Annotated in this window: 9 protein-coding genes; 1 reads left to right on the top strand and 8 read right to left on the bottom strand. The window is 53.9% G+C overall.

Annotated features, from left to right (window positions below; translation table 11 throughout):
- Positions 1–17 precede the first annotated feature (17 nt).
- The 8 genes from GSF01_RS18820 to GSF01_RS18785 form a co-directional block, all read right to left on the bottom strand.
- A complete protein-coding gene (locus GSF01_RS18820; RefSeq protein ID WP_159886771.1) occupies positions 18–1841 on the bottom strand; it encodes a cache domain-containing sensor histidine kinase in 1824 nt (607 codons plus the stop codon).
- Positions 1838–2860 carry a response regulator transcription factor gene (locus GSF01_RS18815; RefSeq protein ID WP_159886770.1) on the bottom strand — a complete coding sequence of 341 codons (1023 nt, stop codon included), beginning with the start codon at positions 2858–2860 and terminating at the stop codon, positions 1838–1840. The genes GSF01_RS18820 and GSF01_RS18815 overlap by 4 nt, the downstream gene beginning before the upstream one ends.
- Before the next feature lie 107 nt (positions 2861–2967).
- Entirely contained in the window at positions 2968–5106 is a 2139-nt protein-coding gene (locus GSF01_RS18810) for a TIM-barrel domain-containing protein (RefSeq protein WP_235941599.1), read from the bottom strand.
- Positions 5103–6074 carry a Gfo/Idh/MocA family protein gene (locus GSF01_RS18805; RefSeq protein WP_159886768.1) on the bottom strand — a complete coding sequence of 324 codons (972 nt, stop codon included), beginning with the start codon at positions 6072–6074 and terminating at the stop codon, positions 5103–5105. Before GSF01_RS18805 ends, GSF01_RS18810 begins: the two co-directional genes overlap by 4 nt.
- Before the next feature lie 74 nt (positions 6075–6148).
- Positions 6149–7714 (bottom strand): type 2 periplasmic-binding domain-containing protein, encoded by a 1566-nt coding sequence (locus tag GSF01_RS18800; RefSeq protein WP_159886766.1) that lies wholly within the window; start codon positions 7712–7714, stop codon positions 6149–6151.
- Positions 7715–7753: 39 nt separating this feature from the next.
- Positions 7754–8623, bottom strand: coding sequence for a carbohydrate ABC transporter permease (locus GSF01_RS18795; RefSeq protein ID WP_159886764.1), 870 nt, complete (start codon positions 8621–8623; stop codon positions 7754–7756).
- 21 nt (positions 8624–8644) lie between these two features.
- Positions 8645–9604, bottom strand: coding sequence for an ABC transporter permease (locus GSF01_RS18790; protein ID WP_159886762.1), 960 nt, complete (start codon positions 9602–9604; stop codon positions 8645–8647).
- A gap of 131 nt (positions 9605–9735) precedes the next feature.
- Positions 9736–10917 carry a glucuronate isomerase gene (locus GSF01_RS18785; RefSeq protein ID WP_159886760.1) on the bottom strand — a complete coding sequence of 394 codons (1182 nt, stop codon included), beginning with the start codon at positions 10915–10917 and terminating at the stop codon, positions 9736–9738.
- Between the two features lie 240 nt (positions 10918–11157).
- Between GSF01_RS18785 and GSF01_RS18780 the strand changes: the two genes are divergently transcribed.
- Positions 11158–13368 carry an alpha-galactosidase gene (locus GSF01_RS18780; RefSeq protein ID WP_159886758.1) on the top strand — a complete coding sequence of 737 codons (2211 nt, stop codon included), beginning with the start codon at positions 11158–11160 and terminating at the stop codon, positions 13366–13368.
- Positions 13369–13402 lie beyond the last annotated feature (34 nt).

Raw genomic sequence — 13402 nt, 5'->3', positions numbered from 1 at the left:
TTAACCTCCAAGCATGGTTATGTCGGGAAGACGGGCGGAATGGCCGGCATGAACATCGTGATCTTCGTTCCGCGCTCCAGCTCACTCTCAATGCGCAAACCGTAATCGTTGCCGAACACCATCTGAATTCGCCTATGCACATTCACAACGCCAATGCCGCCCTTCTTTCCCGCCTCTTGATCTGTGGAATCGGCCAAACGATTCGCCTCCAGCTTCTCCCGCAGCTCCAGCAGGCGCGGTTCCGCCACCCCTGAGCCGTTATCCTCCACGCTGACCCAGAACAACTCGTCCTCGATTCCCGCATCGATCCGAATAAAGTGATAGTCTTCCACTCCGTCCGGAAAAGCGTGCTGGAATGCATTTTCAACAAGCGGCTGCAGCGTTAACCTCACCATATTGTATAGAAGGAATTCGGGCTTCACGGCTACGTCGAGTTCGAACGGACGGCCGATTCTGTGCTGCAGAATGACAAGGTAAAACATGACGTGCTTTAGCTCGTTGGCTACCGTAATTTCCTCCAGGTTGGTTTGCACCGAATAGCGAAGCATATACGCCAATGACTGAACCATGTCCGAGACTTCCTCGGATTCTTGTATGCTTGCATAGCAAATAATCGTTTCCAATGTATTGTATAGGAAGTGCGGATTGATCTGCAGCTGAAGCGACTGGAACTCCGCCTTCTGTCTCTCCAGTCGGATCTCGTGATTATTCAGCTCGGTCTGGTATACCTTCTCAACCAACTCGGACAAGCGGTTTACCATCACATTGTACCTTGCCATAAGCTCTACGATTTCATCCGTATGTTCGGGGAGCGGAATGGTCACCCAATTCCCTTGTTCGGTCTGCTTCATACCGTTACGGAGCACACGAATCGGACCGGTGATGGATTTTCCCAAACGATAGGCGATCAGCAGCGCGGCAATCAAGGTGAGCAGACCTACGATCAGAGTTGTTTCCCGTATATTGGAGACCGGTTTTCGAAGCTGGTCAATGGGCATGGATACCGTCAAGCTCCAGCCGGAATAATTGGACTTGCGGGACATGTACATGCGGTCTCCGCCGGTTTCCTTACTCTCAAATAGGGCCTTGTTTGCCTGCCAGATGTCATTCTTGAGCGCAGAAGGTAAGCTAGTCCCTACTACAGAGCCCTCAGGATGATAAATTAGCTTTCCTTCGGCGTCGGAAATAAAGAAATAGCTGTTGCCGCGAAGCTCTATGCCCTTCCATAGATCGGACAGCTCTGCGGACTTAATTTCAATCGCTAATATGCCTTGCGGCTCCGGTGAAGACAAACCGCGAATTTGACGAACGAAGGTGAGCATCTGATTGTTTTGATTTGGCAAAATGGAATGGTTCAAAACACTCATCGTTCCGGTAGGGCTCGTATGCTCCCGAAAGTAGGATAGCTGCTGAAGGATCTCCTCCTCCGAGTAGGATTGCTCCTGGACCTCGTTATAATAATAAACCGCGTTGCCCTTAAAGCTAATAATATAGATCGCAGCGATCTCAGGACTCCGGATAAATTGCGGATCGATGCCTATTTCTCGCACCAATTTTCGCAGGCGGTAATATTCATACTCCTCCGGCTGCTCCGGAAGATCGATAAATTCTTTAAGCTCCCGGTTCGTTAATAAGGAGACCATGGACCGGCCGTAAGCCTTCAGATATAAGTCCGTGTGGTACAACGCGTTGTTAACGATTTGCGTCATTTGATTTTCAACGAGCACGTCCAGTTCTTCGGACGCTGTTCGGTAGGAAAATAAGCCTACGCACGTAAGCGAAATGATAATAACGGCAAAGAAATAAATGAGCAACTTACGAAATAAACTTTTTCTTTTCATCGGATGCCGAGTCCCGTCCTGTATTCGGAAGGAGAGCTTCCGACTATCTTTTTAAAAGTTTTCGTAAAGTGCGGGTAGTCCTCGTACCCGACCTCGGAAGCCACATCTACGATACGGATATGCGGTGTAGACAAGAGCTCCTTTGCGCGCTCCATGCGTTTATGAATTCGGTATTGAACAAAAGTTTCGTTGGTCATCTTTTTAAATACCGCACTGAAGTAATTCGGCGTAAGCCCTACCATCTGAGCGACCTGGTCCAGGGATATATCTTGCGAAAGGTGGCTGTCAATATAGGCCCTAGCCTCCTCCATCGGGTCCTTGAAGTTACCGTTCCTTATTGTGAGTAAGCCCTCTGTCCAGACAAACAGCCGACGCTCGAATTCATCGATCGCCTCCTTCACACTGCTGATTGCGGAGAAGGAAGATTTAGCGTCAGCGGGGACGTACTTGCGGCTTTGTAACCGCTTTAGAAGCAGTCCGGAGCAATCCTCTAGCAACGATTTTGCTTGACTCGTAGTCGTATCGACCGAGAAGGCTTGTTCACTCCATTGCCTTACCGCTTGGTGCAGCTCATCGAGCTGAATCGACCAAATACATTGCTCCAAGCGATCGATCCATTCAAGATGATGGGATACTGGAACATATCCGCGGACGGAGGCTTTCAAGATTTTGTTCAATAGCTCGTGCAGATCGGGTCTTGCAATCGGCTTAAGCACATAATGCTTAACCCCGTATTCCATACACTGCTGTGCGTATTCAAAATCGTTGTAACCGGAGATGATGGCCACCCGAATGACCGGATGCTCCTCGTAAAGGGTACGGCACAATGCCAAACCGTCCATTTTGGGCATTCGGATATCAGTCAGCACAAGATCAGGCTCTGATTCCGCAATCAGCTCAAGAGCTTGTTTCCCGTTCTCCGCCGTCTGTATTTGCGTAAAGCGCGGTTCGTAAGCTTCGGCCATTTTTGCCAAACCAAGCCGAATCACCGGCTCATCATCAACAATAAGCAGCCGCATATTTGGACAAACCCCTTCCATCGTTGGAATATATAGTAGTCCTGCCTCGATCATACTCGGACGATGGAAGGCATGCAATGGCAAAGCTTATTTAAAGCTGTGTTTTTTTACGATTCTTGAGGCAATTTAGATAAACCAAGCCTCCAGCTCACCTTGTCGAACGTCTCAATCGAAGCGCCGGTCCTCGTCAGATTCAGCTCCGGCTCGCCCGCCGGGGAGGCCGTCACCTGTGCCGTCGTCCAGGCATATTCCCCCTGCTCGTAGGCAAACGTCTCCCCGTCGTCGTCGTAAAGCCAGCCGCTCCCCGGCGCCGTCCCGAAATGAAGCCATATGAGCTCGTTTGGTTCTCCGATTCCAGGTACATGCGAAGCTGCTCTCATCGTCGGAATGACCGCACCATCCCGCACGAATACCGGGATTTGATCGAGTTGCGCCTCTACCCGTATAATACGGCCGCCCTCGTAACGCAGCCCGGTTTCAAGACCGTACCAGCCCCCAGGCGGCAGAAGCACCTCACGTGCCGACTCCCCTGTAAAGACCGGAGCAACTAATAAGTCCTCTCCGACCATATATTGGTCATCCCATTCCTTGGCCTTTTGCTTGCCGTAGGCTCCGTCAGTCGTATTCAGCACTTGTTCGCCCTCAGCTAGACGGCCAGCAGCTTCACGGAACCGTTCAGCCGTAGTGAATGCAAACGGCATGGCACGGAATGGAGGAATCCCCTCGTGCCGGTAACGCGCAAACGCCGTGTACAGGTACGGCAGCAGCCTCATGCGCAAGCGAATGTAGTGCCGGATAATCGGCTCGACCTCCGGAAAGGACCAGGGCTTCGTCCCGTCCCCCCAAGCATTCAGCATGGCCAGCGGAGAAAAGCAGACGGTTTGCATCCGCCGGACCCATTCCTCCGGAGTAGCGGCACGCCGGACCTCGGGAGTCCACAGCAAGCCGCAGAACGATGCGTTGCACAGGGCGCGCACAAATTGCCGGTGGTCGTACAAATCCGAGTACAGCACATACGGCAGCTCCGAGGCTCCCGTCCCGGAAGCGCGTACCAATCCGTAAGTTCTGCGGTCCTCGCGTCGGAATACATCAGCCGTCATTTTTTGGAGAAGCAGGCCATACATTTGCCGCATCCGTTCGCCGTCGTGACCGGAGGGAAAGGACGCATGCGCCGGGAACATCCAGGAGTGGTTCGTCAAATCGCTACCGTCACATTCATCCAGCTTGTACCCGGATACGCCTATCGCGACATGCTGTTCGGCATGCTGCTTCATGTACAGCTCACGCGCCTCAGGAAGGGAATAATCCGGAGCTAAGCCACCCCATACCGTATGACTTCCGGACAACGGCTTCAGCTCCTGATAGATAGATGCCTCCGGCGATATGAACGGATGCTCCCATAGGTTGATACGAAAGCCTTGCTCCCGCATGGCTTGAACGAAAACAGACGGCTCGGGGAAACGGCCCGGGTCCCATTCATACGTTACCGGATAGCTCTTCGTATGCCAGCCGGGCTCCAGCCCGATCACATCGCACGGAAATCCGCGCTTGCGGAACTCCATTGCTTCATCCAGCGCCTGCGCCGCATTGTACATCGTCGGTACCCGATGCCAGAAGCCGAGCCCCCACTTGGGCGGAAGGGTGCCACCGCCGCAGAACAGATTATATCGCCGAACGGCGTCCTCCGTTGTCGGGCCTCCGAACACGTAGAGCCGGGCGCCCTCCGCAGGCAGTCGAATTTCTACTCGCGACGATACCGGCGTCGCTCTCCAGCTCTTATCGGTATTTCGGTCTTTCACCGTTTCAAGCTTGCTGTCTTCATACCGGACCGTGGAGCCGCAATAGATCGTGACGATGGCCGAGGTATCCGCCAGAACGCCATAGCCCTTTCCGCTTACATAGAAGGGTACCGGCGCATGCGTTTCACCCGTGTCCTGCTTCGGATCGCTATTGACGCGTAAATACCGTGTGCGGCCCCGTTGGTTCATGCGCATGAATTGGAGGCCGGTTCCATAGATCTCTTCTTCCTCTTCCAGGGGGAAAGAAATAATCATATTGCTTTGGTTCACTGTGATTTGCACATCGCTCCATGCAAATGGGGGCTCGGTCCCGCCCATAGCCTCAAGCGCCTCGACCTTCGGTGCCGGCTCAAGTACCCCAAGGGGGGTGAAATCAGACGGTTCTCCTGCGGTCGCGGACCATATTCCCGGAGCAGTCTGCCGCCAGTGTAGCATCGTCATCATCATTTCGTTTCTTCCCTTCCCATCCCTAGATCGAGAAATTGCTGCTGCTCGTGTGAGCGGCGTGCGTCATAGACAAGCCTCTCGGTTTGGATATAATCGCGCCCGCTGGACTCCGGCTCCCTCTGCTCGCGAAGTGAGTTCAGGAACTCCGCCAGCGTATCCGTCGTATCGATGCCGCTTAAGTCCTCGATCAGCACCGATTGATCGCGGTGATGATGTGTAATTTTCATATCCGTCAGCTCTAGTGCTCCCTCCGTACCCTCCGCACGAATATTTCCGCACCACGGCGTCGGCTTGCAGCGCGAAGCGATGGAGGCTGTATACGTGGCATGGATGCCGTTGCGGAATTGAAGCAGCACTTCTGCGGAAAGCACCGCCCCCCGCTCCTCCCAGCCATGCAGCGGGTTGTACAGCCGGGCAAGGATGCGCTCGCCTTCCTCGCCGCATAAATAGCGGAGCAGATCCAAATGGTGTACGCCGATATCCTCCAGCAGACTGACCGAATAGTTCCTCTGCACCCGGTGATATCTATGGAAGTCGATGCTTAGCGCCGACAAGCGGCCGATGGAGCCCTGCTCGATAAGCTGCTTGAGCTTGCGGATATATGGAAACCGGCGGTAATTTTCCGCGATCATGAAGGGGATGCCTTCCCGCTGCGCACGCTCGACGATCAGAACCGATTCGTCGTAGCTAGAGGAAATAGGCTTCTCGCAAAGCACCGGGAGCCTGCGGTCGAAGGCGGCCAGATTGACCGCCGTGTGACCTGCAGGCGTCGTCACATTGACGAGGAAATCGGCCGCTTGCTCGTTTAGCGCCGTATCCAGCGACGTAAAGAACGGAACCTCGTCATCCCCCAGCTTCGTTTTCATCGCAGCATTCGTTTCAACGACGGCAGTAAGCATGCCCTGCGCCTTCAGGCGTTTATACCAGCTGAAGCCGGCAGTCCCCAAACCGACAAGTATCGCTTTCACCCGTATGTCCTCCCCACATATGAACGAAATCCCCCTCGCTCAGGAGGAGGACTTCGTTTTATTTGACAGATTGCTTATTTGGTCAGCACCATGACGCCCTGCTTCTTGTTGTAGCGTTCCGTCGCTTCTTTAATGATTTCATTGCCGCCCTTGCTTTTATATTCTTCAATGACCTTCGGCCAATCGGAGATCGGCTCCTTGCCGTAGATCATTTTGACCATATGGTCGATGATCAGCTTCGGACCAACGTCCTGCGAAGGGGCGGCCAGATCCGGATATTTGGCGGCACTCGTCAGGTCCGGATAAAAGCCGATGCCGCCGAGACCCTCCTTGGCAAGCACCTCGTCAAAGGCTTTGATCGTATCGCGGCCGTTCTCGTCCAAAGACAGGCGCGCCTTGTTATATGTCGCGTTCTGTGAGCCCCACAGCGTGCCGCTGCGGAAGCCTTCCTCCTCGGTCTCTTCCTTTGTGGCCGGGAATTTGTATTTGATGGCGCCGTTTTCAACCGTGTAGGTGTCGCCCTCGATGCCGAACGTAAAGAACTTCTCCGCTTCTTCCGTCGCCATCCAATCGAAAAACTTCATGATACCGATGGCCTTCTCCTGGGGGACCTTGCTGTTAATGTAAAACGAGCGGATGACCGGCGTGTAATAAAAATATCCGCCCTTGCCCTCAGGTCCCTTTGGTGAAGCGATAATGTCCACCTTTGCCTCCGGTACGACCTGTTTATTACTCGTTCGGAAGCCGACGAGTCCGGTAGCGTTCGACGACCAGATGCCCGCTTTGCCGCCGTTAATATTCTTCGTGTAATCCGTCGAAGTGATCGTGGCGAAATCCTTCGGAATCAAGCCTTCGTCATACATCGTTTTGTATACCTGCAGCGCCTTTTGCATATTTTCCACGTCGAAAAACTTCGGTACGACCTCTCCGTTCACGACCTCGAACTGATCCCTATACGGAAGCACGTCGAAGGCGCCGAGAATGACGTCCGCATACTTGAAATTTTCACGCATTTGATATGGATTTTCGACGCCAAGCTTTTTAAATTCGCGCAGCACGGTCAGAAACTCATCGACGGTTGTCGGCGCTTTCAAGCCCGTTTTAGCCAGTAGATCTGACCGAATGAACGTGGCCCGCCGGGACGGATTGTCCAAATATTCCGGGATCCCGTAAATTTTGCCCTGATACGAGACCGCATCCCACGCCGCCTTCGGCACCTTCTTCATCAGATTCGGCGCATACTGCTTCAGCAGATCGTCCAGCGGCAAGAAAACGCCCGCTTCCACCGATCCCGACATGACCTTATTTGTCGGTGTACCGAGATTGCCGAAGACGTCAGGCACGTCGCCCGAAGCGAACATGACGCTCATCTTCGCTTCCTCAATGACCTTGACGTCAAGGTCGGTGTTAGTCAGCTCTTCGAGCTTGATGACCCACTTATCCTTATTCAAGTCCGGCACGCGGGCATGATATCCCGTGTTGACGGTTGTCGGATAAGAGATCGAGAAAGCCGTTTTCTTGTTCTCTGCAGTCTTGTCACCCACCGTCGCGGTGCCGGATTCTCCCCCTGAGCAGCCGGCGAGTGAGCCTGCCGCCAAAGCGGTCACTAGGGATAATGAAATCATTTTGTTTTTCTTCATTGCAGCGTCCCCTTCTTTCTTCGCATTATGAATTTGATGTTATGATTTGATCGATCCTACAAGCATCCCTTGGATAAAATGCTTTTGCAGGAACGGATACACCAGCATAATCGGAATGGTCGCGACAACGATGACCGCCATCTTAATCCCTTCCGGCGATACGTACAGCATCATCTCCGCAGTGGGATCGGAATTGCCGAACATATCGGTAAAAACGATTTCTCGAAGACGCACCTGCAGCGGAATTAATGCCCGATTGTTGATATAGTAGACGGCCGCAGAGTACGTATTCCAGTTAGCCACCGCATACATAATCCCCATGGTGGCAAGAGCCGGCTTGGAAAGCGGAAGCACGACATACCAGATCGTGCGAAAATCGCCGCAGCCGTCAATTTTGCCCGAATCCAACAGCTCGTTCGGCAGGTTCAGGAAAAATGAACGCATAACGAATAAATTAAAGGCGCTGATCGCCGTGGGCAGCATTAATGCCCAAAGCGTGTCCAGCAGGTGCAGCTGCTTGATGAGCAGGTAATTCGGAATCAGCGGCGCACTGAAAATGAGCGTCACGAGAACCATGAGCAACACGGCTTTACGGCCAAGATACTCGGGCCTGGACAGCGGGTATGCCAAGGAAGCGGTTGCAATCAAATTAATTAATGTCCCGCACACTGTGATGATGAGACTGTTCCGGAAGGCCAGCCAAATGGAGATGTCCTTCAAAATGAGCTGATAGTTCGCTAGTGTAAAACCAACCGGCCAGAAAGCTACGGACCCGGTATTGATTGCAGCGTTGCTGCTTAACGATTGTGCGATCACGTGAATGATCGGCAAAATCATGGTCAGCCCGAGAAGCGACAGCAGGATCATGTTAAAGACGTTAAACGTCCGCTGGGCTTTGCTGATTACCATTGAAATCGTCACCCCGCCTTTCTAGAATAAACCTTCGCCGGTCGTTTTTCTGCTAAGCGTGTTGCCGAGCATGATCAAGAGCAGTCCGACGACGGATTTGAACAATCCGATTGCGGTCGTATAGCTGTACTGCCTATCTACAAGTCCTGCCCGGTACACGTAGGTATCGATGATCTCTCCATTTTCGCTGTTCAGCGGATTCAGGAATACAAACACGCGCTCAAAGCCGAAGTCAAGGAAATTGCCGATTTGCAGCAGGAACAAAATCATAATAGTCGGTAAAATGACCGGAATGGTGATGGACCGTATTTGCCTCAAACGGCTTGCGCCGTCGATCTGGGCCGCCTCGTACAGATCGGGATTGATCCCGGCGATAGCCGCCAAATAAATAATGGTGCCCCAGCCGCTGTCCTTCCAGATCCCCGACCCGATCAAGATCGTTCGAATGTAGCTGTTATCCCCTAGGAAATAGATCGGCTCGAAACCGAGCGCCGAAATGACCGTATTGACGAAGCCGGTCGTCGGAGACAATACGCCTACCAATATGCCGCCTACAATGACCCAGGACAAGAAATGCGGCATGTAAACGACGGTTTGTACGATTCGCTTGAAGACCGCCAGCCGGATTTCGTTCAGCAGGATGGCCAGCACGATCGGCACCGGGAAAGCGAATACGAGATCGTACACGCCGATGAGAATCGTATTTTTCAAAATGGTCAAAAACTCGGTGTAGGCGAACATGCGCTTGAAATGCTCCAGGCCTACCCAGGGACTTCCCGTGATCCCTTTAAATATATTGTAGTTCTGAAAAGCTATGGCAGAGCCGGTCAGCGGAATGTATTTAAACACGATAAAAAACAATATACCCGGGATGGACAATACATACAGCGCCCAATGCTTGCGGATGAAAGCCATCTTTTCCTTCGTGCCGGCAAACTCGAACTGTGTGCTGCGGTCCGCGGCCTTTAGCTTGCTAGCCATGCTCCCCCTCCTTTGCTGCGAGCTCCTGATGCATTCTAACTATTATCATCATACAAGTCGTCTCTCCTATTGACCATGTCGTAAGTTGCTTCACACCTGTGTTTTTTTAAGCCGGGAGCCGGTGCCGGTGCTCAGATCACACCATACCGCCGGGCTGCGCTTTCATACAGCCATTCTCGCGCTGCGGCTTCCGCCGTTTCCGGGGCCAGCCAGCCGCCTTCCACCTGGTCGGCGAGAAATTCCCCAAGCAGCCGCTTGATCAGCTTGATTTTGCCGTAGCTCCATTCCATGCATCGGGCATCCGAAACGACAAGCGAGCTTTTGCACGCTGCAATCGCCTCAATACGGTACTGCATGCTCTGACGGTACGTGCTGGAGCGGAAGTTGAACCACCACATGCCTCCCACGTGCACGTTCGGGAAGTTCCACGCTGCCTGGACCGCGTCCATATTATTAATCTCCGATGCAAGGACGATCTCGAAGGTACAGGAAGGATAACGCTCGAACAAACCGGCCAGCTTCAAAATCCGCTCCGGGTCGTTCGCCGGAAACGCGGTACCGCACCAGGAGCGCTCCACTCCGAGAAACAGCTGGACGAGTAGCCCTTCCCGTTCGGCCGCATGGCTTACGGCATGAAGCACCCGCATCAACGTTTCATCCTTGGAGGTCCCGGCGTCCAGAACGTATTGCTTGTTCGCGGAAGAGGCGTATCTTGGCAGTGTGGTCATAACTCCCTCGCAGCCATTGCGCTTATACGAGCTGAACAGACCAGCAATGACGGTCTCGATCTCTTCCAGCTTACGTTCCGGCGTCTCGGATTCCGCAATTGCCTTCGCCCACTCGGAGATGTTGCCGTCAATCCGAGGAATCAGCACAGCCGGCTCGCGCATACCTTGAAATTCGGCATGCTCGGGGTAATTGACGACGAACCTCCGAATGCTCAGCCGGTCGGCTGCCGCCTGTGCCCAATCGCTGCGCTTGGCCTTCTCGCGCACGGCCGCATCCGCCCTGCGGACAGAATCGGGATCGGAAATTTCTACCCCGTAAAGATCCCTCATGATGCTGGTAAACGTCCAATTCATCAGCGTATTGCGCGACGCATGGTAAGCCTTGAGGAATTCGTTAATCCGCGACTCCTCCTCCAGCTCTGCTGCTCCGGACGGATACCCTGCGCTCTGCAGCTCCCGAAAGAACCAAAAATAATGGGCAATTTCCCAAAAATCCCCTGCAACGAGGCGGTAGCCGATCAAATGCGTGTGCGTATCCAGCACGTCCATTGCCATGACCTTATCGATCCAGATCTCTCTGTTCATGTTGATCAAGCCTCCTACCTTCAATCACTGGGTATGCTTTCATCTTAATCAGCATCGGCCCAAGCCGGAATTGAGAATATTACGAACATGTTGTGTTCTTTTACGATCTCGGGATAGTCGCGGCCCATCGTAAATTTCTCCATGCCGATGCGGGGTTTTCACATACAATAACTGCAGCGTTAAGGCTACACTTAAAGCTTAGAAGGATATAGAAAACTAATTTTTTCTGTGGAGGTCAAAATGAGTATTACGTTCGATTCGGCGACCCAGACGTTTCACCTCAGAGCACCGAATTCCAGCTATATCATGCAGCTGGTGAAGTCCCGTTATTTAGCCCATGCGTATTGGGGCAAAGCGCTCCGCGGCACGAGTCCGGGAGCGCTGCTGTCCTTACGGCGGCGCTGCTCCTTTTCTCCGTCGACCGACCCGTCCGACCTGAGCCTGTCGCTGGATACGCTGCCTCAGGAGCTCCCGGCTTACGGCGCAAGCGACTTTCGTGTCCCGGCCTATCAGGTTCGTCTCGAGAGCGGCAGCAGAGTAAGCGAGCTAACCTATGCGTCACACCGCATATATCCGGGAAAGCCCTCATTGGAAGGGCTGCCCGCCACCTATGTCGAGCATGACGAAGAGGCCGATACGCTGGAAATCGTACTGAGCGACCCGGCTGCCGGTCTGCAGGCTGTACTGAGCTATACCGTTTATCGCGAGCTGGACGTCATTACCCGCTCGGTGCAATACGTCAATATCGGAGAGCGGCCGCTCCGGCTGACCCGGGCGTTAAGCATGGGGATCGACTTTCCGCATGCCGGCTTCGATGCGCTGTATCTTTCGGGTACGTGGGCGCGCGAGCGTCACATCGTACGCAAACCGCTCGCCGCCGGCGCCACGGTCATCGAAAGCCGCCGAGGGGCAAGCAGCCATTCGTTAAATCCGTTTTTGGCGCTGCTTTCCAAGGATGCGGATGAGGAGCACGGTGAGACTTACGGCTTCAGTCTCGTGTACAGCGGAGGCTTTCAAGCTCAAGCGGAGGTCGATCCTTACGGGACGACCCGAGTCGTCATGGGCATCCAATCCTTCGACTTCGAGTGGCTCCTTCAACGGGGAGAACGGTTCCAAGCACCGGAGGCCGTGTTGGTGTACTCCAGCGAAGGGATTGGAGCCATGTCGAGAACGTATCACCGTCTGTACCGCACCCGTTTATGCAGGGGCGTCCATAGGGATCGGACGCGTCCCGTACTTGTGAACAATTGGGAGGCCACTTATTTCGATTTTACGGCCGATAAAATTGTCAGCATTGCCGAGGCCGGCAAGGAGCTCGGCATGGAGCTGCTCGTGCTGGACGACGGCTGGTTCGGGAAACGGGATAACGACAAGAGCTCCCTGGGGGATTGGTTCGTCGACAAGCGCAAGCTGCCACAGGGACTGGAGGACCTCGTCGAACGCGTCCGAGGCTTCGGCCTGCAGTTTGGACTTTGGTTCGAGCCGGAGATGGTGTCCCCGGACAGCGAGCTGTATCGCAGACATCCCGATTGGTGCCTGCATGTCCCTGACCGCCGCCGGACGACAGCGCGGCATCAGCTGATTCTCGATTATTCGCGCAGCGATGTTCGCGAGTATATTATCGGCGTTCTATCCCAGGTGCTGTCCTCCTGCCCGATCACTTACGTGAAATGGGATATGAACCGCAATATGACCGAGATCGGCTCCGCTTCTCTTCCGCCCGAGCGGCAATCGGAGACTGCCCACCGGTATATGCTCGGACTGTATGAGGTCATGGAGCGGTTAACTGCAAGCTTCCCCCATATTTTGTTTGAAAGCTGCTCCGGCGGCGGCGGCCGATTCGATCCGGGCATGCTGTATTATATGCCGCAGGTATGGACGAGCGATGATACGGATGCCGTAGAACGGCTGAAAATTCAATACGGCACCAGCATCGTATATCCGATCAGTACGATGGGCGCTCACGTTTCCGCGGTTCCGAATCATCAGGTTCACCGCGTTACCTCTCTCGAGATGCGCGGTCACGCTGCAATGTCGGGCAATTTTGGCTATGAGCTGGACCTGACAGCCTTCAACGAAGAGGAGAAACGTCTGGTCAAAGCGCAAATCGAGCTGTACAAGGAGCTCCGTCCGTTAATTCAATTCGGCCAATTTTATCGGCTCTTAAGCCCGTTCGAGGGCAATGAGACGGCCTGGTTGTTCGTATCCGACGACAGCTCCGAGGCGCTCGTCGCTTATTTTCAAGTGCTCGCGGAGCCTAATCCCCCGAACCGCAAGCTGAAGCTGCGCGGACTGCTCCCGGAACGAGACTATGTGCTTGAGGAGCTCGGCGGCCTGGAGGGCCCGCCTCTATTGTACGGAGGGGATGAGCTCATGTACGCCGGCTTCCATCTCCCGCGCTGGAAGGGCGATTTCCGAAGCCAGCTGTACCGTTTGCGAGTACAGCAATAGGCGATAAAAGTAAATCTCGAATTGGAATTGAAAG

This window comes from Paenibacillus puerhi (genome assembly GCF_009846885.1).
Classification (GTDB): domain Bacteria; phylum Bacillota; class Bacilli; order Paenibacillales; family NBRC-103111; genus Paenibacillus_G; species Paenibacillus_G puerhi.
This window is presented reverse-complemented; position numbering and strand designations above follow the sequence as displayed.